19 protein-coding genes and 5 pseudogenes are annotated in these 26,152 nt (G+C 62.1%); 15 read left to right on the forward strand and 9 right to left on the reverse strand.

What is annotated here, in order from left to right; translation table 11 throughout:
* The first annotated feature begins 118 nt into the window (after nt 1-118).
* The 4 genes from EEB11_RS14965 (at nt 119) to EEB11_RS14980 (ending at nt 5,532) form a co-directional block, all read left to right on the forward strand.
* Complete coding sequence (locus EEB11_RS14965) at nt 119-1,522, forward strand: phosphohexomutase domain-containing protein (RefSeq protein WP_135432661.1); 1,404 nt, start codon at nt 119-121, stop codon at nt 1,520-1,522.
* Nucleotides 1,522-2,445, forward strand: coding sequence for a tetratricopeptide repeat protein (locus tag EEB11_RS14970; protein WP_210134434.1), 924 nt, complete (start codon nt 1,522-1,524; stop codon nt 2,443-2,445). The genes EEB11_RS14965 and EEB11_RS14970 overlap by 1 nt, the downstream gene beginning before the upstream one ends.
* A gap of 230 nt (nt 2,446-2,675) precedes the next feature.
* Nucleotides 2,676-3,959, forward strand: coding sequence for an HlyD family secretion protein (locus EEB11_RS14975; RefSeq protein WP_135432665.1), 1,284 nt, complete (start codon nt 2,676-2,678; stop codon nt 3,957-3,959).
* A 1-nt stretch (nt 3,960) separates the two neighbouring features.
* Nucleotides 3,961-5,532, forward strand: coding sequence for a glycosyltransferase (locus tag EEB11_RS14980; protein WP_135432667.1), 1,572 nt, complete (start codon nt 3,961-3,963; stop codon nt 5,530-5,532).
* A gap of 513 nt (nt 5,533-6,045) precedes the next feature.
* On the opposite strand, the gene EEB11_RS14990 is transcribed toward EEB11_RS14980, so the two are convergent.
* The 3 genes and pseudogenes from EEB11_RS14990 to EEB11_RS20475 all read right to left on the reverse strand — a co-directional run.
* Nucleotides 6,046-7,077: an IS110 family RNA-guided transposase gene (locus EEB11_RS14990; RefSeq protein ID WP_135432669.1), complete on the reverse strand. Its 1,032-nt coding sequence runs from the start codon at nt 7,075-7,077 to the stop codon at nt 6,046-6,048.
* A 112-nt stretch (nt 7,078-7,189) separates the two neighbouring features.
* A pseudogene (locus tag EEB11_RS20470) lies at nt 7,190-7,648 on the reverse strand (IS5 family transposase); the annotation flags it as partial.
* Nucleotides 7,635-7,983: pseudogene (locus tag EEB11_RS20475) on the reverse strand (transposase); the annotation flags it as partial. The pseudogenes EEB11_RS20475 and EEB11_RS20470, both read right to left, overlap by 14 nt.
* A 168-nt stretch (nt 7,984-8,151) precedes the next feature.
* On the opposite strand from EEB11_RS20475, the gene EEB11_RS15005 reads away from it, so the two are divergent.
* Nucleotides 8,152-8,565, forward strand: coding sequence for a hypothetical protein (locus EEB11_RS15005; RefSeq protein WP_135432671.1), 414 nt, complete (start codon nt 8,152-8,154; stop codon nt 8,563-8,565).
* A gap of 206 nt (nt 8,566-8,771) precedes the next feature.
* Here the strand turns inward: EEB11_RS15005 and EEB11_RS15010 are convergent.
* A pseudogene (locus tag EEB11_RS15010) lies at nt 8,772-9,801 on the reverse strand (IS110 family RNA-guided transposase).
* 123 nt (nt 9,802-9,924) lie between these two features.
* Nucleotides 9,925-10,275: pseudogene (locus tag EEB11_RS19795) on the reverse strand (IS66 family transposase).
* Between the two features lie 157 nt (nt 10,276-10,432).
* On the opposite strand from EEB11_RS19795, the gene EEB11_RS15020 reads away from it, so the two are divergent.
* Nucleotides 10,433-11,422 carry a LacI family DNA-binding transcriptional regulator gene (locus EEB11_RS15020; RefSeq protein WP_135432673.1) on the forward strand — a complete coding sequence of 330 codons (990 nt, stop codon included), beginning with the start codon at nt 10,433-10,435 and terminating at the stop codon, nt 11,420-11,422.
* Here the strand turns inward: EEB11_RS15020 and EEB11_RS15025 are convergent.
* The 3 genes from EEB11_RS15025 to EEB11_RS15035 are packed head-to-tail and all read right to left on the reverse strand — an operon-like array spanning nt 11,419 to nt 14,583.
* Nucleotides 11,419-12,552 carry a Gfo/Idh/MocA family protein gene (locus tag EEB11_RS15025; protein WP_135432681.1) on the reverse strand — a complete coding sequence of 378 codons (1,134 nt, stop codon included), beginning with the start codon at nt 12,550-12,552 and terminating at the stop codon, nt 11,419-11,421. The genes EEB11_RS15020 and EEB11_RS15025 overlap by 4 nt on opposite strands.
* 12 nt (nt 12,553-12,564) lie before the next feature.
* Nucleotides 12,565-13,458, reverse strand: a complete 894-nt coding sequence (locus tag EEB11_RS15030; RefSeq protein WP_135432682.1) for a TIM barrel protein — start codon at nt 13,456-13,458, stop codon at nt 12,565-12,567.
* A 9-nt stretch (nt 13,459-13,467) separates the two neighbouring features.
* Nucleotides 13,468-14,583: a Gfo/Idh/MocA family protein gene (locus EEB11_RS15035; protein WP_135432683.1), complete on the reverse strand. Its 1,116-nt coding sequence runs from the start codon at nt 14,581-14,583 to the stop codon at nt 13,468-13,470.
* Nucleotides 14,584-14,692: 109 nt separating this feature from the next.
* On the opposite strand from EEB11_RS15035, the gene iolD reads away from it, so the two are divergent.
* The 4 genes from iolD to EEB11_RS15055 are packed head-to-tail and all read left to right on the forward strand — an operon-like array spanning nt 14,693 to nt 19,242.
* On the forward strand, nt 14,693-16,564 hold the full coding sequence (iolD, locus tag EEB11_RS15040; protein ID WP_135432708.1) for a 3D-(3,5/4)-trihydroxycyclohexane-1,2-dione acylhydrolase (decyclizing): 1,872 nt from the start codon (nt 14,693-14,695) through the stop codon (nt 16,562-16,564).
* Nucleotides 16,564-17,556 carry a 5-dehydro-2-deoxygluconokinase gene (iolC, locus tag EEB11_RS15045; RefSeq protein WP_135432684.1) on the forward strand — a complete coding sequence of 331 codons (993 nt, stop codon included), beginning with the start codon at nt 16,564-16,566 and terminating at the stop codon, nt 17,554-17,556. The genes iolD and iolC overlap by 1 nt, the downstream gene beginning before the upstream one ends.
* A gap of 10 nt (nt 17,557-17,566) precedes the next feature.
* Nucleotides 17,567-18,406 (forward strand): 5-deoxy-glucuronate isomerase, encoded by an 840-nt coding sequence (locus tag EEB11_RS15050; protein WP_135432685.1) that lies wholly within the window; start codon nt 17,567-17,569, stop codon nt 18,404-18,406.
* Nucleotides 18,403-19,242: a class II fructose-bisphosphate aldolase gene (locus tag EEB11_RS15055; protein WP_135432687.1), complete on the forward strand. Its 840-nt coding sequence runs from the start codon at nt 18,403-18,405 to the stop codon at nt 19,240-19,242. The genes EEB11_RS15050 and EEB11_RS15055 overlap by 4 nt, the downstream gene beginning before the upstream one ends.
* Nucleotides 19,243-19,333: 91 nt before the next feature.
* Here the strand turns inward: EEB11_RS15055 and EEB11_RS20040 are convergent, their stop codons facing one another.
* A complete protein-coding gene (locus tag EEB11_RS20040) occupies nt 19,334-19,555 on the reverse strand; it encodes a heme-binding protein (protein ID WP_280950282.1) in 222 nt (73 codons plus the stop codon).
* An 8-nt stretch (nt 19,556-19,563) separates the two neighbouring features.
* Here EEB11_RS20040 and EEB11_RS15065 point away from each other — a divergent pair.
* From EEB11_RS15065 to EEB11_RS15085, 5 genes and pseudogenes are all read left to right on the forward strand, one after another.
* Nucleotides 19,564-20,491, forward strand: a pseudogene (locus EEB11_RS15065) (IS3 family transposase); the annotation flags it as partial.
* Between the two features lie 504 nt (nt 20,492-20,995).
* Nucleotides 20,996-22,012, forward strand: coding sequence for an ABC transporter substrate-binding protein (locus tag EEB11_RS15070; protein WP_210134437.1), 1,017 nt, complete (start codon nt 20,996-20,998; stop codon nt 22,010-22,012).
* 11 nt (nt 22,013-22,023) lie between these two features.
* Nucleotides 22,024-24,174 (forward strand): ABC transporter permease, encoded by a 2,151-nt coding sequence (locus tag EEB11_RS15075; protein WP_245298934.1) that lies wholly within the window; start codon nt 22,024-22,026, stop codon nt 24,172-24,174.
* 8 nt (nt 24,175-24,182) lie between these two features.
* A complete protein-coding gene (locus EEB11_RS15080; protein ID WP_135432693.1) occupies nt 24,183-25,196 on the forward strand; it encodes an ABC transporter ATP-binding protein in 1,014 nt (337 codons plus the stop codon).
* A 9-nt stretch (nt 25,197-25,205) separates the two neighbouring features.
* Nucleotides 25,206-26,021 carry an inositol monophosphatase family protein gene (locus EEB11_RS15085; protein WP_135432695.1) on the forward strand — a complete coding sequence of 272 codons (816 nt, stop codon included), beginning with the start codon at nt 25,206-25,208 and terminating at the stop codon, nt 26,019-26,021.
* Nucleotides 26,022-26,152 lie beyond the last annotated feature (131 nt).

Raw genomic sequence — 26,152 nt, forward strand, 5'->3', positions numbered from 1 at the left:
ACGGATAGGAGGTATCTCCATCCGCGCAGCCGACGCTTCTGATGCTCGGCTGCAATCACTGAAGGGCTTTTGCTATTTCATGGTCCCAGACTCATGCCCACCGCAAAGGATAGTTGACATGACCACCCATCGCCCGCTGCCACATCCCTCAATGACCTGCTTCAAGGCCTACGACATCCGGGGCCTTCTTGGGGCCGAACTGAATGCCGACATCGCTTGCCGGATTGGCCGGGCTTTCGCTGAAACGCTGGGCGCACGCCGTGTGGTGGTGGGGCGCGACTGCCGCGCATCGTCGGAAACGCTGATGGCTGCGGTGATTGACGGGCTGCTGGGGGCGGGGGTTGAGGTCTGCGACCTTGGCCTTTGCGGCACTGAAGAGATGTATTTTGCCACCACGCATCTTGATGCCTGTGGTGGGATCGAGGTGACGGCATCGCACAACCCGATGGATTACAACGGGATGAAGATGGTTGGCCGTGGCTCGGCCCCGCTTGACCCGGCCACCGACATGGTGGCGGTCCGTGCTTTGGCTGAAAGCGGGGCTTTTGCCCCGCGCCGGGCGGGTGGTGTTGTGGTCGACGCAAGCCGCGCGCGCGCGGCTTATGTTGAACGTGTCGTGTCCTTCGTCGACGCTTCGACGCTGCGGCCGATGACGATCCTGGTCAACGCAGGCAATGGCGCGGCGGGGCCGACCTTTGACGCCATCGCCAAGGCGCTTGTCGCGCGCGGCGCACCCTTGCGGTTTGTCCGCATGCATCATGCGCCGGATGGCAGCTTTCCGAATGGTATCCCGAACCCGCTGCTACCCGAAAACCAACCGATGACCGCAGAAGCGGTCGTGGCCGCAGGTGCGGATCTGGGCGTGGCATGGGACGGCGACTTTGACCGCTGCTTTTTCTTTGACCACCTGGGCCAGTTTGTACCCGGTGAATATGTCGTGGGTCTCTTGGCACAGGTATTCCTCGCGAAAGAGCCTGGCGCGACCATTGTCCATGACCCGCGTGTGGTCTGGAATACCGAAGCCATCGTCGCAGCGGCAGGCGGGCGGGCGCAGCCTTCGCGTACCGGACATGCGTTCCTCAAGCAGGCGCTGCGCGACACCGGTGCCGTCTATGGCGGCGAGATGTCGGCCCATCACTATTTCCGCGACTTCATGGCCTGTGACAGCGGCATGATCCCTTGGCTCTTGATTGCCGAACTGATGGGCCGCAGCGGATTGCGCCTTGCTGAATTGGTTGCCGGTGCCCGCACGGCCTTCCCGTCCTCGGGCGAGATCAACTTTCGTGTGGCAGAGACCGATGCGGCCGTTGCCCGTGTCGAGGCCGCGTTTGGCCACCTCGCTTTGGATACGAACCGGCTCGACGGGTTGTCGATGCAATTTGCCGACTGGCGACTGAATCTACGGGCGTCCAACACTGAACCGCTTTTGCGGCTTAATGTGGAAACGCGTGGAAACCCCGACGCTTTGGCCGTGCACACGGCCCGCGTCGCCGCCGTGATCCAAAACAGGGAAGCGAAATGATGTTCCGGTCCAGCTCTTCCACTCTGGTTTTCTCCGTAATTCTTTCTGCAATTGCGGCAACTGCTCCGGCAATCGCTGAAACGCGTGCCGGTTCCGCCGTTGCGGTTGTGGCTGAGGCGGAGTCTGATCTGGCTCGCCGTGCCGACGCCAGTGATTTGCGCGCACAACTGTCGCTTGCGCGCATGCTGGCGCAAGACAACAGATTTGGACTGTCAGTGCAGCATTGGCAGCTGGCCGAGGCACAAGGCCATCCGCGCGCGCGCTATCAATTGGCGGGTGCCCTGATGCGCGTTGAAGGCGTGGCTGCCGATCCGGTCGAGGGCGTCCGGCTGTTGCGCCTCGGGGCCGAAGCCGGGCACATCTCGTCCATCGCATCTCTGGCCCGCGCGTTGGAAACAGGGCTTGGTGCTGAACCTGATTTGTCCGAAGCCGTGCGCCTGTACGAGATCGCTGCAGCCGATGGGCACGCATATGCCCGCTTTCGCCGGGCACTGGCATTGAGCGATAAACCGTCTCCAGCAACCGACCCGACAAGAGGCGCAACCCTCCTGTTCGACCTTGTGGAAGAGGGATACCGCCCGGCTTTCTTTGCGATGGCAGAGTCACTGATGATGGGGCGACCGCTTGATTCGCAGCGCGAACGCGCGCGGGACTTGAGGCGCGCCGAAGCGCTGGCCGGAAACGACCAGGCACTTGCCCGGTTGGCCTGGGCTTACCCTAATGATTACATCATGATAGTGCAGGCGGCATTGTGCGACACGGGTCATTCTGGCGGACAGATCAATGGCAGTCTGACTGCACGGACGATTGGCGCGATTACCCGGTTTTGCCTGGAGACCGGCATCAACGATGTTTGCCGCCATGGTCCCATGCGGTCAGACGCGGCTCGCAGTAACGGGCGCAACTTGTTCCTCACGACCTGAGCCCCCTATCCATCCGGGTAGGGGCGATCACCATCCGCACGTTAAGCCAATCCCCCTGCGGCCATGCTTTCGTAGCGGGTCACGGGTATTCAAGGAGCATCGGAAAAAGGGGCTTTGACGTGAAAAGAGAGACCACATCGACAGTCAGAACGCAGGCAGCTGGCGCTGTTCCGGGTTCGTCTGGTGTGCGGATCGACCACGAGCGCCCCGCCCCCGATACAGAAGCCCACGTGATTGCACCGCTCATCCTGACATTGCCTGACGGTCGACGGCTGACGGCACGCAAATGGTCGCTCTCTGGAATCCGCGACGCGATTCTGACCGGCGAAGACCTGACCGACGCCCGGCTGATGATCCCGTTCCAGGGGATCGAAGTCGGATTTCCCGTCCTGTTGAACCCATCTGCGGACGGCACGTTCTGGGCCTTTGAGGGCCTAACGGGCCGCCAGCGTGAAGCACTCGGCTTGTTCTACCGCAACCTGATGACCGGCAAGATGGCCGCGACGGATGAGGTGATCACAGCTCTTGATACGCCCGTGGATCTGGTCCCGATGGGCGAAACCGACGAGGAAAAGGCCGTCGGTATGGCAAAGGTCAAGCCGCGCGCGCTGCGGGTGGTCTGGAACCTTGTCTACTATACCCTGCTGCTGGCCGTAGTTGGTGGCTACCTTGGTTCTCTGGTCTGGAAACGGCTTGACCATGTACCTTTGTCAAACGCGCGATACGTCGCCCCCTATGTCGAATTGGCAGCCCCCAATGCAGGCTTTGTTGCCCAGATCGTGGCGGCCGATCAGACGGCAGTGACGGCAGGTGCGCTTTTGATCCTCATGACCGATCCCGAGGCGGATGCGGGACTGGCCGATGTCCGTGGTCTGATCACGCAGGCAGAACGGCGGCTTGCCGATGTCGAAGCCCGTCAGAACGCTCATCTGGCGGGGCGGGCAGCCGCCCGGGCCGCGGCGGCTGATCCGGATCAATTCGATGCAGGCGTCTCGGTTTTGCCTGGCGACTTTCACGACATTCGGCAGCGACTTGAACAGGACGCGCGCATGATCGCACTGGAACTGCGCGCCCTGCGTGCCGAGCGCGGGCGTCTGCGCGACAGGGCCCGTGCTCTTGAAGTGCTTGCCCCCGCATCGGGGCGCGTCGATCGGGTTCTGGTGGCACAAGCGGCATATCAGCGTGTTGGCACGCCGCTCTTGGTATTCGAGACGGATGCCCCGCGCCGTGTCCTCGGCTGGCTTGACGCGTCAGAGGCGGCCCATGTCTGGCAGGGCATGCGCGCAAGCGTCCGCTACTCGGTGTCGGGCGAGACACGCACTGCTGCTGCGACCGTGACCGCAATAGAGGCCGGGACCGACCCGATGCGCCCAGATGCTTACGGTCTGGTTGTTCATCTGGAGTTGGCGGGTCTGACCTTGGCCGACACCCGGGCGCTTTTGCCCCACAATGCCGCAGTCGAGGTCCGTCTGCACCGCGATCTTGCGCAGCGTTGGTTCGGGATCGGGGATTGAGATGGAGGCCCCGCATGGCGACTACGCCTTTTCAAAGCACCTGAATGCTTGGCTATCAGAACTGCGCCGCCCGGCCCCTCGCGGTCTGGCCAAATGGACGCCGCGCTTCCTTGTCCATTTTGCAGCACTTTGGGCTGTCATCGCGACCCTTGCGACCCTCACCCCGAACCGCTTCTTTGATCCCGACCTGCGCCATATCACGATTGCCCTTGGCGTTCTTGGCACCTGGCGCTTTGGCTGGTGGTTCACCCACGCGATGCGCGCAGAGTATTACCGCCGCCTTAAATGGCCGCCGATGCGGCGGGCAGCTTCTGCGCTTTGGGCAGCAGGCTGGCGTCCACGCCGTGTGCATATCCAGATGACCACCTACTACGAAGAACCGGCAATCACCCGCGCGGTCATCGGCTCGATTCTGCAACAGGTCCGGCGCGAGGGAATCCCGGTCTCGCTCTGGATCGGCACCGGTTCCTCCTATGACGAACTTATCATCCGCGAATATGTGGAAATGCACGGCGCCGACCTGCCCGCAGGCCTGATGGATCTGACCTTTGTCCGCCAGAACCAGCCCGGCAAGCGCATGGCCATTGGTTTGATTCTGCGCGGCATGGCGCGACGGGGCGTGGACCCTGACGATCTTGTGATCTTCATGGATGGGGACGCGGTCTATGGCGGCGACGTCATGGAAAAGACCCTGTCGATGTTTGGCGCGGACCCTGAGTTGCAGGCCCTGACCACGGATGAAGAGGTCATGTGCTATGGCCCGCGCTGGATCGGCGCATGGCTGGAGATGCGGTTTGCCCAGCGGAGGCTCGCCATGCAATCCCACGCAGTCTCAGATCGCGTGCTGACCCTAACCGGCCGCATGAGCATGTTTCGCGCCCGCTACATCGTGGACCCGAAGTTCATCCGCACCATTGAGGCCGACCACCTGGACCACTGGCTTTGGGGCCGGTTCCGGTTCCTGTCTGGCGATGACAAGTCGACCTGGTACCATCTGCTGTCGAAGAAGGCGAAGATGATCTATGTCCCGGATGCCACGGTTTACACGATCGAGGTCATCAAGGGTTCTGGCATGGACCGAATGGTGCAGAACTTTCGCCGCTGGTCGGGCAATATGCTGCGCAACGGTGCCCGAGCCATCGCCCTTGGTCCGCGCGCCATGCCGTTCTTCATCTGGTGGTGCATCGTGGACCAGCGCATTGCGATGTGGACGATGATGGTCAGCCCGGTCATGGCGATCTTTGCCACAATCATCGACCCGATCTACATCTGGAATGTGTTGATTTGGCTGGTGGCGTCGCGACTTGTCCTTTCGACCTTCCTGTTCACCTACGCCCGAAAGCCCGATCTGTCCTGGCCGTTTATCCTGTATTTCAACCAGTTCATCAACGCGGGCGTGAAGATCTACATGATCTTTCATTTGTCCAAACAGAAATGGTCGAACCGTGGCAATCAAAGTGCTGGCGAGGGCAAGGGAATGCGCGAGCGTATTGCCCTTGTGCAACTGGGCGCCACATTCATGGCATTCGTGACGGGCCTTGCCGTCTACGCGGGTGTACTGCCCTCACCGTGATCTGGATTGAGCTGCCTGCGACAATCGCGGCACGATGGCCTTGACGGTCAGTAGAAACCCACGTCCTGGACGTCGATCCGGGCGTCGTGGTCCCGGCCGTAGGCAACGACGGCGACCGAGGCCACGCTGCCCGGCCGGGGTACATTACGCAAGAGCGCGCCGGAGGCGGAGAAGGTGTCTAGGTTCCAGACTTCGGTAATGGGGCCGTACCAGTCAAGTGGTTTTGCGCACGCGAGATCGGCCGCAGGGGTGCGGTTTTGACATCGGATCGTTGTGGCCGCCCTGCCATCACTGCCGCCTTCGTGTGAGATCATCCCGGGTGCATGCTTCGGTCCGTGGTCGGCGCGATGGCCGCCAACATGATGCTGGTTCAATGCAATTCCGATGTGCCCATCTCATAGGCGTGCTCGAAGGTGATCGGCCACAGTCTGGACCACGGCATCATCGGAACCGCGTCCCTGGGGGACCTCGAAGGCCTGCGCTCAGACAGGCAGCGGTTGGGAACCTGGGTCGTCAGGCCGCATGAGGCACGACCAGGTCCGACCGGAACGCGGTATCATCCATCCACATCCGGTGAAGGATCACCCCGATGCGCCGCGCCAAGGCGACCATGGCGCGTTTCGCACCGCGACGGCGAGCGATCTGGGCTACCCATGTTCTCAGCCAAGTCGAACGTCCACGATGCATCATGACGGTCGCGGCCTGGCAGAGCGCACGGCGCAGGCTGACATCGCCCGCCTTGGTGATCCCGCCCGAGACGTCGCGCTCCCCAGACTGGTTTCGCGAGGGCGTCAGGCCAACCCATGGCCCCTCCTTCTTCGAGGACGTGAACCTGGAGGGATCGTCGACGGCTGATCGGTAGGTCAGAGCGACAACCGCGCCGACCCCCGGCATCGACATCAGCCGATGGCAAACGGGATCATCCTGGGCCAGTTGGCGAACACGGCGCTCCAGTCCCGCCAGTTCCTGCCGTAAAAAGGACCGCGCGCGGAGCAGCGGTCCCGTCGCTGCCAACAGCATGGGATTGCCTGCTACCAGTTCACGGATGCGCTGCTCGAACCGCCCCCGAGAGATGGCATCGACCTTGAGCCCAAAGTTTCGCAAGAGCCCGCGCAGAGACATTTCCAAGGCAATAAAGCCTTGTTGCACGGCCTTGCGGGCACCAAGCACGGCGCGAACTTCTTGCGCCGAGACGGACTTGCAGTGGACCGGCCGGAACCAGCCGAGGTGAAGCAGGCGCGCAATACCCTCGGCGTCCCGACGATCGGTCTTGATCGGCATGGCTTTCAGCGCCCCCTTCACCTGCCGGGTCTCCATCAGCACGACGTCCAGTCCCGCTTCGGTCAGCCCGCGGTGCAACCATTGCGACAGGGGGCCGGCTTCAAGACCGATAGCGGCGATGGTGCCGTCCAGCTCCCTCATCCACCGTGTCAGCGCTTCCGGCTCGCTGGCCGCCTGCGCCTCCCTCACGATCTTCCCATGCTCGTTGATCACGCAGATCGCGGTCTTCTCCAGCGACACGTCCAGTCCGACAAACAGTTTCATCCCGCAGTCCTCCCGATGGATCCAATACGGGAATGGCGCCAGCTTGCCGTCGGTTTGGCAACAGTAACGGACGAATCGCGACGCAGGCCCCGTTACAGCATCTCATTGATTGTCAAAGCCAGAACATGACGGTTGCGGCGAGTGCGACGGCGGAGAGGAAGGTCTTCGCACATCTGTCGTATCGTGTAGCGACGCGGCGTCAGTCCTTGAGCCTGCCGAACATGATCTCGAGGCGATTGCGCCGTTTGTAGCGGCGCTTGTCGTAACGGATAGCTTTGCTGCGCGACTTCCGGCCTGGGATGCATGGCTTTATCCCCTTGTCTTTCAACGCTTCCCGGAACCAGTCCGCGTCGTATCTCCGATCTGCGATCAGCCATTCGGCGGCGGGCAGGCTGCCCAGCAGAGCCGCCGCGCCGGTGTAGTCGCTGACCTGGCCCGCCGTAATGAAGAACCGCAGCGGACGACCCTTCGCGTCGGTGACGGCGTGCAGCTTGGTGTTCAACCCGCCTTTCGTGCGCCCGATCTGACGCCCGCGCTGATCGTCAGGCCCCCCTTTTTCGCCCGCAAGCGCGAGATGCCATGCCGCTGCAGGCAGCGGTGCAGCGCAGATCGCGTCAGGTGGGGGATGGACGGCTGCAGGGCGTAAAGGCAATCGTCCAATGGCAGCAGCGTATGGTGCCGGAATGCTACGACCATCGCCTCCTCCGCCTCGGTCAGAACGGTGGATCGTGGCTCCGAAGGACCAGTCTCCATATCCTCGACCGTCGCGCGCTTGCGCCACTTCGCCACGGTCTTGGGATTAATGCCCAACTCCCGGCTCAGTTGCGCGAGCGAAGCTTGCGATCGCTGTATTGCTGCTCTGACGGCGTGCGTGGTCGTGGCGCTGCCGTGACGAACTTGTCCCATAGGGCATCCTTCCATTCCAAAGAAAGGATCGCACCATTAAACCGTGGGATCAAACACCTAGCTACACGGCAAAGCTTTTCAATTGCGGTGCAGAGCCCATCGTAGCCGTTGCGCTTCGCCGATGCTGCTCCTTCCGGCAAGTGTCTTCGGCCCGGTGGGTGTACTGCCATGCAAGCGGCATTCAAGGGCTTGTCCGAACCGCAAAAGGCCAAAGTTGCCAAGGTGGCCGCGAAGTCGCGCGCGCGCGCGAATGGGCCGGAAATGGACGTTGAATTCAAAGATGGTGCGGTGGTTATCCGATACAGCCGCGAAGAACCGGACCTAGCTGCAATTCTCTTGATGGTCGATATGGCAACCTGTGACCCGCATTTTTTCGCCGGGGTGACGGGCCAGATTGCGACCATCGGGGCGCAGGGCCGCAAGACCGACCAAGGCGCAAGCAACTTCCTGCTGTCGGTTGTCCGGGCGGTGCAGCCCCGCGACGAACTGGAAAGCCTGTTGGCGGTGCAGATGGGGGCAATTCACAGCGAAACCATGATGATGGCGCGGCGGCTCAAGTGTAAAGTGCAGATGGGTTCGTAGTCGGATGCTGTCATCTGTCCGGCCTGTGATTGCGGCGTTATGGCCGCTGGCCTGCATGGGAGTTCGCGGATCGAAGCCAGATCAGGTTTTGCGTGCTCGTGGCACATTGCAAGATTCTGGTTTGTTCGACCCCGTCTCGCCGACTGTTGTGCCCCGCTTTCCTTCGACCTCCTACGTCCCCGACAGCCTCTGGCGCAGTTTTAGCGTTATGCCGCCGCTGCCACCGGAGCCCTAAGTCCTCCTTCTTCATCAACACCGCCCATACGATCCGAGCTGTCTTGTTGGCTTGCGCGACGATGACCAGCATGCGTGCCTTGCGCGCGAGCATGCGGTCCAACCAAGAGCTGGAGGCTGCACCTCGGCGGTTAGCACGCAGCACGACGGCGCTGCTGCCGATTATGAGCAGCCGTCGTAATGTCCGCTCGCCCATTTTGGAGATAGAGCCCAGTTTCTGCTTGCCACCAGTCGACATTTGCCGCGGTGTAAGCCCCAGCCAGGCCGCAAAATCCCGCGCGCGCTTGAAGTGCTCGGGCAGAGGCGCCAAGGCAGCGATGGCTGTCGCCGCAATCGGCCCGATGCCTGGGATCGTCATGAGCCGCCGCGCAACTTCGTCTTCACGTGCGCGCTTCTTGGTCTCGTGATCCAACGCGTCGATCTGCTGATCAAGATGACCAAGTGTCGTCAACATAACCTTGAACATCGCGAGTGCTTCCTCAGGCAGCGACCGCCCCATCTCGTCTTCGAAATGATCGGCAAGGATGGCGACATGCCCGCGGCCTTGTGGTGCCACCCAGCCATACTCAGTCAGGTGACCTTGCAGCGCGTTGATTAGCTGGCTGCGCTGGCGGACCAGTAGATCCCTGGTGCGGAAGATCATGGCTGAGGCCTGCTGTTGCTCGTCTTAACTGCTACAAAGCGCATACTAGGCCGTTGTGCTGCCTCACAAATCGCTTCGGCGTCAGCGGCATCGTGCTTCTGCCGCTTCACGAACGGCTTCACGTAAGCCGGCGGAATCAACCGAACGTCATGGCCCCGCTGCGTAAGCTGACGGGCCCAATGGTGCGCGCCGCCACAGCCTTCCAGTGCAACCATACATGGCGGCTGCGAGGCAAAGAACTCCAGCAGCTTCGCACGCCGGATCTTCCGACTGAAGACCATGCGGCCATCAGCGTCAGCTCCGTGCGCGTGGAAAACATGCTTCGCGATGTCCAGTCCAATTGTGATAATTTCCTTCACGGACGCCTCCCTTAGGTGATGTTCAACGACTCACTTTGGCACAAATATGCCGTTTGGGGGCGTCCACCCCATCGGGTCTGCAGGAGGGTGGCGAGCATGGCCCAGTTTTCGGCGCCAGTTTCGTTACCTGCAAAGAGCGTTTTTGTTTGTTAGGGCAACTGGACGGATCTGTTTCTCGACCGGGTTGGTGTCCAGTTCCAGCATGCCGTCATCGAGGAAGCGGGTCAGGCCTGGCCAGTGTGCCAGGGTGTTGCGGATATCCTCGGCGAGCAGGGATTTCTGCGGGATGCGCGAGAGCTGTGCTTCCAGCCACGGTTTGAGCGCGGCGATGATCTGGGCCGCATGTTCACGCCGGGCGGCAAGGCGCGAGACCGCCTCTTTGCCCCACACGGACTAGTCGATCTGGTAAAGGAATACGATCTGACGCAGCATCTCTTCGGCTCTTGGGGAGACATCGCTCTCGAAGCGTTTCATGAAGCGGCGGCGGACATGCGTCCAGCAATAGACCACCACGCCTTGTCAACGATAACGAAGCATAGCGCAACCAATGCAAATAGTTTCGTCCTCGGCTCTTTATTGCCGGATATTCTGTGTATAGTTCCGGGGGCGAAGGTAAATTGGCGAGCATTGCGTGGCAGTTACACTTAAAGATGTGGCCGTACTTGCGGGAGTGTCGACATCCGCGGTATCGCGCACGTTTACCGATGGCGCGTCAGTGTCGCCGAAGACCCGCATCAAGGTCGAAGCGGCGGCAAATACTCTCGGTTATGCACCTAATGCGCTGGCGTCCAGCCTTACCACCGGGCGCACCAAGTTGATCGGGTTGATCGTGAACAACTTTCAAAATCCGCTGATCCTTGAGGTCTTTGACCTTTTCACCCGTGGCCTGCAAGATCGAGGCTTGCGGCCGCTACTTGTAAATCTCAGCGATGCAACCTCTGCTGCCGCCTCCTTGCGGATGTTGCGGCAATATTCGGTCGATGGCGTGATCGTGGCCTCCTCCACCTTGCCATCCAGCTTTGCCGCATCTTTCAAGAGCGCCGGGCTACCGGTTGTGCATGCCTTCGGGCGCTGCTCGGCATCGCCCGATGTGAACGTGGTTGGCATTGACAACATAGCCTGTGGCCGGATGGCGGCAGAGGCGCTGATGCAGCGTGGTTACCATCATGTGGCATTTCTAGGCGGACCGGAAGCCGCTACCTCGACGCAAGACCGCGCCATGGGGTTTCTGGGCGCGTTGGCAGCGCATCCCGACGTCTCGGCAAGCACCAGCTATGCCAGCGCATACACGTTCGATGCAGGCCGTGCCGAGATGGAGCGTTTGCTGGCTTCTCCGCCTGCTGAGGCGTATTTTTGCGGAGATGATCTCTTGGCCGTCGGTGCGCTGAGCGCCTTGCAGGACGCGGGCCAGTCGGTGCCCGGCGATGTCGGCCTGATCGGACTGAACGATATGGAAATGGCGCGCTGGCAGAATATCGGGCTGACCACGATCCGCCAGCCAGTCGCGCAGATCATCGAAGCAGCCATTGATTTGGTGGTGATGACGATCGAGGAGCCCGACCGTCATCCCGAAAACCGTATTTTCCCCTGCCGCGTGATCGAGCGGCACACGCTTCGTTAGCGGAACATCGGCGGGCGGGCATCCATCCATGCGCCTCCCGCTTTGGCCGAGGCCACCGCAGTGTGCACCGCTGCCATAGACCGCACGCCACTGGATGCGCTCGGCAACCCATCGCGCTCCGTGCCGCGGATAACATCGGCAAGGTCACAGTAAATGTTGGCCACCGCGAGGGGGAAGCCTTCGGGGTGCGCAATCGCCACCCGTGACAAGCGCTTGGCGTCATCATAAAGCCCGCCTTCGCCCTTCTCGATGATCTGGGTGCGGCCTCCGACCGGCGTGTAGATCAACTGATTTGGTTGTTCCGATGCCCAGCGAAAACCGCCGGTTTCGCCAAACACCTGAATGTCAAAGCCATGTTGCCGCCCGATCGCGACCGACGACGTCCACAACCGTCCCACGGTGCCGCCCGCCATGCGAAAATTAACCATGGCGTCATCCTCGAGCACTCGGCCTGAGACAGTCGATGCGAAATCGGCTGACAGCTTTTCCACCTCGTCGTCACAGATAAAGCAAGCCATGTGCAGCGCATGGATGCCGCAATCGGCAAACTGGCCCGAAACACCCGCCATCGCCGGATCATAGCGCCAGCGCACCCGCGGATTGTCGGCATCCGCCGCGTCACCGTGATGGCCGTGGCTGAAGTTGGTCACGACCAGCCGGACCTTTCCGATATCGCCCGCCCGCACCATCGCCCGGGCCTGGCGCACCATCGGATAGGCGGAGTAACAATAGTTCACCGCGCAGATCTTGCCGGTTCTCGCCGCGATGCGGACAATCTCTTCGCCCTCTTCCACGGTCACCGTCATCGGCTTTTCGCACAGCACGTTGAACCCGGCCTCAAGGAACGCCTTGGTGATCTCGAAATGCGTCGAGTTGGGTGTGGCGACGGTGACAAGCTCCACTCGGTCGGCGCGGTTCCGTTCTCCGGCCAGCATCTCCTGCCAGTCGCCGTAGGCGCGGTCAGGCGCAACCCCCAGCCGCATCGCGTAGTCACGGCCTACCTCAGCCCGATGGTCCAGCGCTCCCGCAGCAAGGATGAAATGCCCGTCTGCCAGCGCGCCAAGGCGGTGGGCCGGGCCGATCTGGCTGCCCTCGCCGCCGCCGATCATGCCCCAGTTCAATTTTGCCATGATTTTGGTTCCTCAGTTGAAGCCGATGGATTCAAGATATTCCCGGTTCACCCGGGCATCGTCGATAGGCCTGACATCCAGCGTGGGGTCGCAATCCTGCTCCACCGTGCACCAGCCCTGATAGCCCGCATCCAGCAAAATCTGGCGAACCGACGGAAAATCCACGTCGCCCTTGCCAAGGTTGCAAAAAATGCCCTGCCCGCAGGCGTCATAGAACCCGGTGCTTTTGGTGATGGCGGCGGCCTTCACCACCGGATCGATGTCCTTGAAATGCATATAGGAAATGCGACCGATGTGGCGGCGCATGAAGCTAACGGGATCATAGCCCGCATAGGAATGGTGGCCTGTGTCGAAGCAGATCTTCAGAATGCTTTCGTCGACCTCGTCCAGCAGACGCTCCAGTTCCGGCTCAAAGTCGATGAAGCCTGCAGCATGGGCGTGGATGCCGACGGTCAGGCCATAGTCCTCGGCCCCCAGTCTGGCCACGGCGGCAATGCGGTCTCTAAAGGCGGCCCATTCGGCGGCGTCCATCTGCTCGGCCGCATTCGCGCGGCCTGCAGTGGGCGCACGGCGTGGCGATATGCTGTCGATCAGCACAAGATGCCTTGCACCATGTGCCGTCAGCGCCTTGCAGGTGCGGATCGAGGCATCCCACACCTCTTCCCACTTAGCCGGATCATGGAACGGGCGGAACACCACGCCGCCGATCAACTCCAGCCCGTTGGTCTCCAGCGCTTCGCCAAGGATAGCAGGATTTTCGGGCATGAAGCCGATGGGGCCGAGTTCGATCCCTGTGTAGCCAGCGGTTGCACAATCGGCCAGCACCTGACGCCAGGCCGGATTGCGGGGGTCATCTGCAAACTCCACCCCCCAGGAACAGGGGGCATTGCCGATACGGATGGTCATGGGTTGTCCTTATGTTTTGGGAACGGCGTGCCAGCGCCCGTCGGCGGCTGACCGGAAGGCGGTTTCGATGATCTGTGCCACGGCAAGTCCGTCGCGGAAGGTGGGCCAGACTGGTTTTCCGGTTGCGATTGCTGTCAGAAAATCGCGCGCCTCGATGATGATCTGATCCTGATATCCAGTGCCATGCCCCGGCCCCTGACAGAATGCGCCGTAGTCCGGATGCTCTGGACCCGTCAAAATGCGGGTAAAGCCGCGTGTGGCCTGCGGTCCCTCCGCCCGATACAGATGGATAGCGTTCTGATCTTCCTGATCAAAGCGGATCGCGCCCCTTGTGCCGTGTATTTCGTAGGCATAGCCCATCTTGCGGCCCGTTGCGGTGCGGCTGGCATACAGATGCCCCATAACGCCAGAGGCAAAGCGCAGCATCATCTGGGCGTGGTCGTCATTGGTAACGCTCACCGGGCCATCGGGGCCGGGCCGGGTAGCATGCACCGTTTCGATCCGCGCAGAAAGCTCTGCCACATCGCCCATCAGCGCCAGCGTCAGGTTGATCGGGTGCGGCGACAGATCGCCCATGGTGCCATTGGCCCGACCGGAGGTGCGCCATGTGGCGGGCTGGTCTGGGTCCGCCAGAAAATCCTCGGTATGTTCGGCGCGAAACCATGTGACGGTGCCGATGGCCCCTGTCGCCAGCAACTGGCGCACGAAGCGGGTGGCGGGCGTGCGCACATAGTTGAAACCGATCATGTTGGGCAGGCCCGACGCGTCGGCCGCCGCTGTCATGGCGATGGCATCCTCCAGCGAGGCCCCCAGCGGTTTTTCGCAAAACACAGGCTTTCCGGCCGCAAAGGCCGCGAGCGCAATCTCGCGATGGGTGGACTGGGGCGAGGCGATAACCACCGCCTGCACCTTCGGATCGGCGACAAGATCCTCCCAGCTGGTCGCTGCGCGGGCAAAGCCATAGGAGGCCCGGTAGTTTTCGGCGCTTTGCGGGTTGCTTGCAGCGATGACTTCCAGACTTGGCCTCAGCGCCGTGTCAAATACGCTGGCCACGGCAGAAAGGGCCACCGCATGCGCCTTGCCCATATAGCCGCCGCCGATCAACCCGATCCCGATTCCTGCCATTTTTGCCCTCCCAGACACGGTCACCGTTGCAACCGGTTGCAAAATATCTATCCTGAGATTATTGGCAACGCAAGCCCGGCTGGGGCGTAGCGGAACGGCAGGGGGAATGATGACACAAACCGGCAGCAGCGTCAGGCTCACCGTGGCGCAGGCCATCGTGCGGTATCTGAAGAACCAGTTCATCGAGATCGACGGTGTCGAGACCCGGATCTGCGGGGGCGGCTTTGGCATCTTTGGTCATGGCAATGTGCCCTGTCTGGGCGAAGCTCTGTATCCGGTGCAAAAGGACTTGCCGCTGTATCGCGGCCAGAACGAGCAGAGCATGGGCTTTGCCGCCGCGGCTTATGCAAAATACCAATTGCGCCGCCGCTTCATGTTCTGCACGGCCAGCGCGGGGCCCGGCACGGCCAACCTGCTTACGGCGGCGGCCCTTGCCCATGCCAACCGTCTGCCGATGCTGATGCTATGCGGCGATACCTTCCTGACCCGCCTGCCAGACCCGGTACTTCAACAACTGGAGCATTTCGGCAATCCGACCCTTGGAGTAAACGATGCATTCAAGGCCGTCAGTCGCTACTGGGATCGCATCACCCACCCGGCACAGATCCTGCAATCGCTACCTGCTGCGCTGGCGACAATGCTTGACCCTGCCGACTGTGGCCCGGCCTTCATCGGACTGCCGCAAGACGTGCAGGGCTGGGCCTGGGACTATCCGGCGGCGTTCTTTGCCAAGCGTGTCCACCGAATCCGCCGCCAGTCGCCCGACAGTCTGGAAATTGCCGAGGCCGCAAATCTGCTGCGCGGGGCCAAGCGCCCGGTCATCGTCGCGGGGGGCGGTGTGCAGTATTCAGGTGCAGCGGGCGAATTGACCGCCTTTGCCGAAACGCATGGCATTCCCGTTGTCGAAACCATCGCCGGGAGAGCCAATTTGTTGGCGACGCATCCGCTCAACATCGGCCCGATCGGCGTGACCGGATCGGACAGCGCCAACGCGATTGCGGGGGAGGCAGATGTGGTGCTGGCGGTGGGTACGCGGTTGCAGGATTTTACTACTGGATCGTGGACGGTCTTTGCGCCAGACGCCCGGCTGATTGGGCTGAACGCGGGGCGGCACGATGCCGCCAAACATCTGTCGCTGACGATTGTCGGTGATGCCAGGTCAGGCCTTTTGGCTCTGGATGCGGCTCTTGGCGATTGCGGCACAGACGAAAGTTGGACCGCACACGCACAGGCTGAACGCCGGATATGGGATGCCTACGTTGCCGACAATGTCGCGCATGGAAACCGACCAAACTCCTACGCGCAGGCTATCGGCGTTGTGAACGCGCTTTGCAGTCCGCGCGACAGGGTGGTGACGGCGGCAGGCGGCCTGCCTGCTGAGGTTACGGCCAACTGGCGCACCCTTGGTATCGGCACCGTGGATGTGGAATTCGGCTTTTCCTGCATGGGCTATGAGATTGCTGGTGGTTGGGGTGCCCGCATAGCACAGATGGAAGCCGAACCCGACCACGACACCATCGTTTTTGTCGGCGACGGCAGCTATCTGCTGATGAACTCCGACATCTATTCTTCGGTTTTGACAGACAAAAAGCTGATTGTGCTTGTGCTCGACAATGGTGGCTTTGCCGTTATCAACAAGTTGCAGAACAACACCGGGCAGGACAGCTTCAACAATCTGATCGCAGATTGCCCGACTATCGCTGCCCCTTTCACCGTTGATTTCGAGGCACATGCCCGCGCCATGGGGGCGATAGCGGAAACCGTCACCAACCCCGCCGCACTGGGCGAGGCGTTTTTGCGCGCCAAGGCCGCCCACAAGACGTCGGTGATCGTCATGCAAGTCGACCCTTACGACGGCTGGACCACCCAAGGCCATGCCTGGTGGGAAATCGGCACCGCAACCGTAACCGACTCGCCGGACGTGCGCGCCAGACATGCCGAAGTCGAGGCCGGACGTGCCCGGCAAAGGCAGGGCGTGTGATGGCTGACCTTTCCCGAGTGTCTGGCGGGCGCTTTCTGGTGATTGGCCGGGCGGGCATGGATCTTTACGCCGATCCCCCCGGCACCAGAACAGAAGAGGCCACCCGCTTTAGCGCCGCCTTGGGCGGGTCCTCCGCCAATATTGCTGTGGCATTGACCCGGCAGGGGTGTCGTGCGGCGCTGCTGACATGCGTGTCAGACGATGCTGTCGGACGCTTTTGCCTGAACCAGCTTGATTACTACGGCGTTGATCGCCGCCATGTACGCAGCACGGGGGGCGAGGCGCGCAATTCTCTGGCCGTTGTGGAAACACGGATCGAGAACTGCCAGTCCGTCATCTACCGCAATGGTGCCGCCGATTTTGAGATGACGGTCGCGGATGTCGAGGCAGTGGATTACACAGCCTACTCCGCCCTGATCACCACCGGCACCGTGCTGGCATCCGAGCCGTCGCGCAGCGCGGCATTTCGCGCCTTTGATCTTGCCCGCGCTGCGAGTCTTCCCCTGATCTTTGATATAGATTACCGCCCCTATTCCTGGCCATCGGCAGGGGTCGCGTCAGAGGTCTATTCTCGCGCAGGGGCGATGTGCGATGTGATTGTGGGCAATGATGTGGAATTCGGCTTCATGGCGGGCGACTATTCCCACGGGCTGGACTGCGCGCGCAATCTGGCAAAATCGGCGCAGATCGTGGTTTACAAACGCGGCGAACATGGGGCGATCACCCTGACCGCCGATGGCGAATTCGCCTCTGGCATCTATCCGACACATGCCCTGAAACCCACCGGCGCGGGCGACAGCTTCCTCGGGGCATTTGTCGCGGCGTTGTCTGCGCGCAGGCCCTTGCTGGATTGCATCCAGCGAGGTTCGGCGGCCGCCGCCATGGTGGTGTCCCGGGTCGGATGCGCCTCGGCTATGCCGACCATCGCAGAACTGGACACGTTCATTGCCACCCACCCCGGTCCCACCCTTACTTCCGATTCCTCTCTCTGAAAGACCTGCCATGCATATAGCGCCCCATGACAACCAGAACCGCGCCATCGTCGACATGGAAGACGCTCAGGTCCCGCTGGTGTATTTCAACATCATCCGCCTGAAGGCGGGCGAAACCTTTGATTACCGCACCCCCGGCTATGAAACATGCGTGGTGCCCGCAACCGGCACTGTCACAGTTGAAACACACGGAGAAACCTTTGCTTCCATCGGCAACCGGGGCGTGGATGTCTGGGATGGCGAGCCCGAGGGTGTCTATGTACCCAGCGACGTGGGCGCGCGCATCACCGCGCTGACAGATACAGAAACCTTTGTCGCCGGCGCGAGATTTGGCGAGACGCTGCGTCCGTTCGCGATTCGGGCGGCTGATATCGACAAGATTCAGTACGGGTCCGATGACACCAAGACCCATCGCAAGATCAAGCATATCCTAGGCGCGGGCTATCACGACCGGGTCGGCCGCCTGCTCGTGTCAGAGCTCTACACCGTGGGCGCAGGCGGCTGGTCGGGATTTCCCAGCCACAAGCACGACACCGACCGATTGCCGGACGAGACGCGGCATGATGAGTGCTACAATTTCCGCTTCCGGCCCGACTACGGCTCGGGTCTGCAAATGTTGCAACGGGTCGATAACGAGCCGGGAGACGCCTATCACATCATGAACCGGTCCACCGTGCTGATTGACAAGGGCTACCACCCCTGCTGTGTGCTGCCGGGGTATGAGATGTATTACTTCACCATTCTGGGCGGTCAAAGCCAGCGCAGCCTGAAGCAGTATTTCCAACCCACCCACGCCGCGCAACTGCACACAATTCCCGGCATCATGGACATGGTGGCTAAGTTCAAATGACGATCGCAACGCTGGCCGATGTGATGCAACCGGCGCTTCGGGGTGGATACGCGGTACCCGGCCTTGTGTGTCTGGGATGGGAAGACACCCGCGCCTATGTGATGGCCGCACAGGCCGAATGCGCGCCGGTGATCCTTCAGGCCGGGCCAGGGTGTCGCGCCCACACGCCTTTACCGGTATTGGCTGCAATGTTCCGGCATCTTGCCGCCAGCGTCGATGTGCCGGTGGTTGTGCATCTTGACCATGGCTACACTCTGGATGAGTGCAAGGCGGCGCTCGATGCGGGGTTTACGTCAGTGATGTTCGACGGGTCAAAATTGCCGCTGGATGAGAACATCGCGCAGACGGCCGCAGTGGTGGCCCTCGCCGATGCGGCGGGTGCATCTTGCGAGGGCGAGATCGGCTATGTCGGTTATGCTGGCGGCGCTGGGTCTGCCGGGACGGACCCCGGGCAGGCGGCGCGATTTGCGCAAGAAACCGGGGTCGATGCGATGGCGATTTCCGTGGGCAACGTGCATTTGCAGCAGGGGCCCGGCACCGGGCTCGACCTGGCCCGCATCCGAGCGATCGAGGCGCTAACAGATGCTCCTTTGGTCATTCACGGCGGCTCGGGGGTGCCCCGTGGACAGCGCGCCGAGCTGGCGGTGCATACGCGAATCTGCAAATTCAACATCGGAACCGAGCTGCGCATGGTCTTTGGAACAGCCCTGCGCTTTGCCGTCAATATAGACCCCAGCCGCTTCGACCGACTGGCGATCCTGCAGGATACCCATGAACCTGTCTTTGAGGCCGCCAGGACAATATTTTTGGGTCTTGGTGCGTCAGGCCGATCATAGCTCGGATTGATCGCAGCACCCCAGGATTACAAACAACTGACGAACAGCGGCTCTCCAGCGGCCCGCCGGACTGGCTGCCGGGACGTTTGCGTTACTCTGCCCCGATCCGGTCCAATTCCGCCGTGAGTGCGGCGACAACCATCGCGTGATCATCGGCCTGGGGCAGGCCGGACACCGTGACGGCCGCCACCACACGCCCGCCGCGTAGCCGCACCGGAACGCTGCCGCCATGGGTCGCAAAATCGGTCACCGGCAGGCCTTGTTCTGCGCCGGGTGTCGTTATATTTTTGGCCTTGAACTTCAGCCCTACCACATCCCACAAAAAGCCACCCAGTTCTTCGCGAGCCAAAAGCCGTGAGGTTTCGGTTTGTCGAGGAACAGCGCGGGGCTTTCCCGGTTGATCGGCTGTGCCGGGTGATGAATGTCAGCCCGCGTGGCCTGCGGGCCTTCCGAAGCCGTCCGGCCAGCCGCAGGCAGCACATGGACATGGTCGTTCTGGCGCACAACAAGCAGATGGCGCGCCTGAGCCTGGGCAGTTATGGCCGCCCGAGGATGACCGAAGAGTTAAAGGAAGTCGGCGTCGATGTCAGGCATCGCAGGGTCAGGCGGCTCAAACGCGAGAACGGGATTGTGGTTGAAAGAACACGCAGATTCAAAGCAACAACCGACAGCGACCACACGTTCAACATCGCCCCGAACCTGCTGGATCGCGACTTCAGTGCGGCCGGGCCGAACCAAAAATGGGCGGGCGATATCAGCTACATCTGGACCCGCGAAGGCTGGCTGTGTCTGGCGGTGATCCTGGGCCTGCACTCCCGGCGCGTGATCGGTTGGGCCGTGAGCAACCGTGTGAAACGCGATCTGGCGATCCGGGCCTTGAAGACGGCCATCGCCCTGCGATCCCCGCCTCGGGGCTGCATCTTCCACAGCGACCGCCCCTCTCACGGTTTGCAAGCAAACCGTTGCCGGGCAACGGGCAGCCAATACTGTTCGCATGACTACCAGAAGATCCTGCACGAGCAGGGGTTCAGGGAGTCGATGAGCGGCAAGGGCAATTGCTACGATAACGCTGCCGTCGAGACCTTCTTCCAGACCATCAAGGTAGAGTTGATCTGGCGGCGCACCTGGGAAACCCGCCGACAGGCTGAGACAGCCATCTTCCAATACATCAACGGCTTCTATAACCCACGCCGTCGGCACTCAGCATTGGGGAAAAAGCCCCTTGGCCTTCGAACGCCAAGTGGCCTAAATGAGCACTGGGGGCGGCGCAAATACGCGACAGGTCCAGATGGCCGTTCNGCAAATACGCGACAGGTCCAGATGGCCGTTCCGGTAGGTCTGGCGGTCCTCGCCGCGTTCTTAGCGGCCAGTGTCGATCATCCCTTCAACGTCATGCTCCATCAAAGTCTGAAGCACGGCCTTCGGTCACGGCGCGCAGAAAATCGCCCTGATCATGCTTTCGCAAAAGCTCGATCAGGGGCATGTTGGTCTCGATAATTGGTGTTCTCCTCGGTCCGTGCAGGCACAATACGTTGGTCGGCCCGTTCGTTGTGCGACTGTCACATTTTGCCGTTACTCGACATTTGTGTAGACTGAAAGACCAACATGCTTAGGAGTGTTAACACAGCTCATCTCCGGTCATCCTGTCACAGTTGTGACCGAAGGATTGTCGCGATGAGCTTTGGCCATAGTCCTTAGCGCGTAAGCTAATAATGTTGCCCTGCCGATGTGGGGCCCAAACGGGAGATTGACCATGATTAGACGCTTTACCCTCATCGGTGCCACGGCGCTTTCCTTGCAGCCGGCAAGCGCCTTTGCGCAGGCCAACGAGCTCGTGCTTTACTGTTCAGTCGGCGAAGAATGGTGCCGCGCGCAATCCGAAGCCTTTACCCGTGAAACCGGCATCAACGTCCTGATGACCCGCAAGTCCAGTGGCGAGACCTTTGCCCAGATCAAGGCCGAGGAAGGCCAGCCGCGCGGCGACGTGTGGTGGGGCGGCACCGGCGACCCGCACCTGCAGGCCGCTCAGGAGGGCCTGACCGAGGAATACCGCTCGCCCCTGCTGGCTGATCTGCAGCCTTGGGCCGTAGCGCAGGCCGAAACCTCGGGGTACAAGACCGTTGGCATCTATGCCGGCGCGCTCGGCTATGGCTACAACTCGACCATGGTTACCGAAAACCCGCCTGCCTGCTGGAGCGATCTGCTTGACGCGCGGTTTGTCGACGATATTCAGGTGGCCAATCCGAACTCGTCGGGCACGTCTTACACCATGCTGGCCACGATGGTGCAGCTGATGGGCGAGGATGAGGCCTTTGCCTATCTGGCCCAACTGCACGCCAACATCAGCCAGTACACCCAGTCGGGTGCCGCCCCGATCCGGGCCGCGGCGACCGGTGAAACCGCCGTGGGCATCGTGTTCATGCACGACGCCGTCGCCGAAGCCGTTGGCGGCGCGCCGATCGTGACCGTCGCCCCTTGCGAGGGCACGGGGTATGAGGTTGGATCGATGTCGCTGATCCTGGGCGGACCGAACCCCGATGCCGCCAAGATCTGGTACGACTGGGCGCTGTCGCCCGCAGCACAAGAGATTGGCGCAACCGCGAAGAGCTTCCAGGTGCCGTCGAACAGCAACGCGGCAACCCCGCCCGAAGCCCCGAAGCTGATCGATATCAAGTTGATCGACTACGATTTTGCCCGGTTCGGCTCGTCTGAAGTGCGCTCGGCGCTGCTGGCGCGTTGGGATGCAGAAATCGGCATTCTGCCCAAGTGATGACGGCAAGGATGGGTCGGGTTGGTCTTTTCTGGTCCGCCCTGTTGCTGGCCACTGTTCTGGCCCTGCCCTGGTTCAAGGGTGGGGCCATATTTTCATCGGCGCTGACTGAAGGTCTTGCGGGTCGGGTCTGGCTGTTGCCACTGGTGGCGGTGGCGCTGGGGCTGGCGGCCCTTGCGTTTGGAACGCGCGACTGGCGCGTGCATCCCGCCGGGGCGGTGCTGGTCGGGGTCGGGTTGGTTTGGTTGATCCTGCAGGGGTTTGGCATCGGGCTGCGCGGGCCTGCAATGCCCGGCATCGCAGTGTTGTTTCCGGCGGCGGCGAACGGGCAGCCGGGGTTCGGCTGGGGGGCGTGGGTGGCAGGCATCGCACTTGTCGGGGTGCTGGCCGAGGTGCTTGCCGCGCGTGGGTTCTGCCGGGGTGAACGGTTTGCCGCGTTCTCTATCGTCGGCATCGTGGCGGCGCTGACTCTTTTTGTGTTCTTTCCGATCCTTACGTTGATGTCTGCGGCGTTCATCGCACCAGACGGCACGCTGTCGGCGCTGCCTTTCCTGATTCGGATCACCGCGCCTGACCTCTGGTCGATCGGCTGTCTGACGGGCGGCGGGCGCTGCGGCGTGGTGGTCAATACAGTGGTTCTGGGCGTGCTGTCGGCCGCCTTTGCCGCAACACTGGGGCTGGCGCTGGCACTGCTGGTGGCGCGCACCGATTTCCGGATGAGGCGGTTCCTGCGGGCGATTGCCATTCTGCCGATCATCACGCCGCCTTTTGTGGTTGGCGTGGCGATCATCGTGCTGTTCGGGCGCACCGGGGTCGTGACGGTAGAGGTGGCGGAATGGTTCGGTATGCGCCCGTCGCGTTGGGTCTATGGGTTGCCCGGAATCCTGCTTGCGCAGGTTCTGGCCTTTACGCCGGTGACCTTTCTGGTGATCCTGTCGGCGCTGGAGGCGATCAACCCGACGCTGGAGGAAGCCTCGACCACACTCGGCGCCCGGCCCGTGACCACATTCCGCACGGTGACCTGGCCGCTTCTGCGCCCGGCGCTGGCGGCTGCGTTTCTGCTCGCGTTCATCGAAAGCCTTTCGGATTTTGGCAATCCCATCGTGCTGGGCGGCAGCTATGATGTGCTTTCGACCAAGATTTTCTTCGCGGTCGTCGGGGCGCAATACGACCTCAGCCAAGCCGCGACATTGTCGGTTTTGTTGCTGGGCCTGACGGTTGCCGCGTTCTGGCTACAGACGCGCTGGCTGGGCCGGTCCAGCTATGTCACCGTCACCGGCAAGTCGGACGCAGGCCTTGTGGCTCCGGTGCCGCCCTTGATCAAATGGGCAGCGGTGGCGGCGGTGCTGCCCTTTGTCCTCGTGACGGTCGGGGTCTATGTGATCATCCTGATCGGCGGCTTTGTCACCGACATCGCCCGGATGGAGATGTCTCCAACCTTCAGCCATCTCTGGACGGCATTTTCGTTCGAGCTGGGCGAGCGGGGTCTGCAACTGTTTGGATCAGCTTGGAATAGCATGATCACGACGCTTTGGGTATCAACCCTGTCGGCCCCGCTGACCATGGGCATCGGCATTTTGACTGCATGGCTGATTGCGCGGCAGGACTTTGTTGGCAAGCGGGCGTTCGAGTTCGGAACGCTTCTGTCCTTTGCCATTCCCGGCACGGTTGTCGGTGTCAGTTACATCGCCGCCTTTAACGTGCCGCCGATCGACATGACGGGCACGCTGTGGATTCTGGTGATCTGTTTCGTGTTCCGCAACCTGCCGGTCGGCATGCGGGCAGGCATCGCCGCACTGGCGCAGATCGACCGCAGCATGGAGGAGGCCAGCCAGACCATGGGCGCAGGCGGGGGCCGCGTGCTGCGCGACGTTGTTTTGCCGTTGATCCGACCTGCAATCTTTACTGCGCTGGTCTATTCCTTTGTTACCGCCATGACGGCGGTTTCGGCAGTGATCTTTCTTGTCTCTGCTCGGCACAATATGGCGACAGCCTACATTATGGGTCGTGTCGGAAACGGCGAATATGCGCTTGCCATGGCCTACTCAACCGTTCTGATGCTGGTGATGGTGGCCTGTGTCGCGCTGATGAACCTTGTCGTGGGGCGCGCCCGGCTGGGACGACGCAGCGCGGTCACCAGCAGCGCGCCGCCGACGGAATGAGGGATGACATGACCGAGATAGCCATTGATTTCAGGGGCGTGGTGAAACGCTATGGCGACGCCGTTGCCGTGGCGGGGATCGACCTGTCAATCGCCAAGGGCGAACTGGTGACATTCCTCGGTCCCTCGGGCTGCGGGAAGACAACGTCTTTGCGCCTGATTGCGGGACTGGAACTGCCGACCGAGGGGCAGGTTTTCATCGCCGGGCGCGATGTCAGCCGCGACCCTGCCTCGGCCCGCAATGTGGGCATGGTGTTTCAATCCTACGCGCTGTTTCCGCACATGACCGTGCTCGACAACGTGGCCTATGGCCCCTCGATCCGGGGCACGCCAAAGGCGCAAGCGCAGGCCCGAGCCCGCGAAATCCTCGATCAGGTCGGGCTGGTGGGGCTGGAGGCGCGGCTTCCGGCGGAACTCTCGGGCGGTCAGCAGCAGCGGGTGGCCGTCGCCCGCGCCATCGTGCAGCAACCCGATGTGATCCTGTTCGACGAGCCTCTGTCCAACGTCGATGCGAAACTGCGCCGCAAGGTGCGCGAGGAGATCCGCAGCCTGCAGCGCCGCTTTGGCCTGACGGCGGTCTATGTGACCCATGATCAGGAAGAGGCGCTGGCGGTATCCGACCGGATCGTGGTGATGGACCGGGGCCGCATCGCGCAGATCGGCACACCGTCCGATCTCTATGAACGCCCGGCGACCCCCTTCATCGCCGATTTCATCGGGGACGCCAACCTGATCCGGGGCACGGTGGCGCAGGGCCATTTCACCGCCCCCGGCCTGTCCCTGCCCGTGATCGGCCCCGATGGCCCGGCCACCCTGTCGATCCGCCCGGAACGCATCACCCTGGCCCCCGGCGGGCCTGACCGCGTGGTGACGGCCACCTATCTGGGCAGCCGGATGGAATATGCCGTGGCCGCCGGGGTCGGCGAGATGCTGGTCTCGCGCCCGATCTTCGAGCCGCGACTGGAAGCAGGGCAGGCCGTGTCGCTGCACATCACCCATACCGACGTTTTCCGCGTTGCCTGAGGACACACCATGACCGATGCAATCCATGCCCGATTTGACCTTGCGCAGCGCCTTGCCACGGCGGGCGGGGCGCTTGCGCTCAGCCATTTCCAGAACCGCGACCGGCTGGTGATCGAGGCCAAGGCCAGCCCGCAGGACATCGTCAGCCGGGCCGACCGCGAGGTGGAAGACCTGATCTGCGAAGGGCTGCTGGCGGCCTTTCCGCAGGATGCCATTCTGGGCGAAGAAGGCGGCGCGCAGGCGGGAAGCAGCGGCTTTATGTGGGTGATTGATCCGATTGACGGCACCTCGCCGTTTCTTGCAGGGCTGCCGCATTGGTGTGTGGTGATCGCGCTGGTGAAGGGCGGCGACACCGTGGCCGCTGTCACAGCACATCCGTTGTCGGGCGAGGTCTTCACGGCTGTCCGGGGAGGTGGGGCCCATCTGAACGCGGCACCGCTGCGTTGTGACCCGGCACATCGCATTGACAATAGTCTGGTCGCCATAGGCGCGAGCCACCGGACCGATCCCGACCATGTGGCGGGCGTGATCGGCGGGCTGATGCGGGCAGGGGGCATTTTCTACCGCAACGGATCAGGTGCCCTGATGTTGGCGCAGGTTGCGGCAGGACGGTTGGGTGGATATTATGAGCCGCATATGAACCCGTGGGATTGTCTGGCAGGTGTGCTCATGATCACCGAGGCTGGCGGTCAAGCGCGCCCCGTCAGTTCCGACGCGCAGGGCGGGGTGGTCCTTGCCGCGGCCACTCAAGTCTATCAGACCTTGTGCGACATCGTGAGCGCGGCCCCCCCGGACCGAGGTTGCCTTGGGAAGGTCTCTGGCTGACTTTATTTGTCGAAGCGCTGTCACTCTGCGATTTCGGTCGCAACCGCCGCTTTGCACCAGTCCGAGACCGTGACCGCATCGGCAGGCAGAGGAACCGCATCCCCGAGGCGGTGCGCGATCAGATCATGACC

Source organism: Pseudotabrizicola sediminis (genome assembly GCF_004745575.1).
GTDB classification, from domain to species: Bacteria; Pseudomonadota; Alphaproteobacteria; order Rhodobacterales; family Rhodobacteraceae; genus Pseudotabrizicola; species Pseudotabrizicola sediminis.

Coding starts and splice junctions, on each gene's coding strand:
- EEB11_RS14965 (WP_135432661.1), top strand. CDS start 119: ATGACCACCCATCGCCCGCTGCCACATCCCTCAATGACCTGCTTCAAG.
- EEB11_RS14970 (WP_210134434.1), top strand. CDS start 1,522: ATGTTCCGGTCCAGCTCTTCCACTCTGGTTTTCTCCGTAATTCTTTCT.
- EEB11_RS14980 (WP_135432667.1), top strand. CDS start 3,961: ATGGAGGCCCCGCATGGCGACTACGCCTTTTCAAAGCACCTGAATGCT.
- EEB11_RS14990 (WP_135432669.1), bottom strand. CDS start 7,077: ATGAAACTGTTTGTCGGACTGGACGTGTCGCTGGAGAAGACCGCGATC.
- EEB11_RS15005 (WP_135432671.1), top strand. CDS start 8,152: ATGCAAGCGGCATTCAAGGGCTTGTCCGAACCGCAAAAGGCCAAAGTT.
- EEB11_RS15025 (WP_135432681.1), bottom strand. CDS start 12,552: ATGGCAAAATTGAACTGGGGCATGATCGGCGGCGGCGAGGGCAGCCAG.
- EEB11_RS15030 (WP_135432682.1), bottom strand. CDS start 13,458: ATGACCATCCGTATCGGCAATGCCCCCTGTTCCTGGGGGGTGGAGTTT.
- EEB11_RS15035 (WP_135432683.1), bottom strand. CDS start 14,583: ATGGCAGGAATCGGGATCGGGTTGATCGGCGGCGGCTATATGGGCAAG.
- iolD (WP_135432708.1), top strand. CDS start 14,693: ATGACACAAACCGGCAGCAGCGTCAGGCTCACCGTGGCGCAGGCCATC.
- iolC (WP_135432684.1), top strand. CDS start 16,564: ATGGCTGACCTTTCCCGAGTGTCTGGCGGGCGCTTTCTGGTGATTGGC.
- EEB11_RS15050 (WP_135432685.1), top strand. CDS start 17,567: ATGCATATAGCGCCCCATGACAACCAGAACCGCGCCATCGTCGACATG.
- EEB11_RS15055 (WP_135432687.1), top strand. CDS start 18,403: ATGACGATCGCAACGCTGGCCGATGTGATGCAACCGGCGCTTCGGGGT.
- EEB11_RS15070 (WP_210134437.1), top strand. CDS start 20,996: ATGATTAGACGCTTTACCCTCATCGGTGCCACGGCGCTTTCCTTGCAG.
- EEB11_RS15075 (WP_245298934.1), top strand. CDS start 22,024: ATGGGTCGGGTTGGTCTTTTCTGGTCCGCCCTGTTGCTGGCCACTGTT.
- EEB11_RS15080 (WP_135432693.1), top strand. CDS start 24,183: ATGACCGAGATAGCCATTGATTTCAGGGGCGTGGTGAAACGCTATGGC.
- EEB11_RS15085 (WP_135432695.1), top strand. CDS start 25,206: ATGACCGATGCAATCCATGCCCGATTTGACCTTGCGCAGCGCCTTGCC.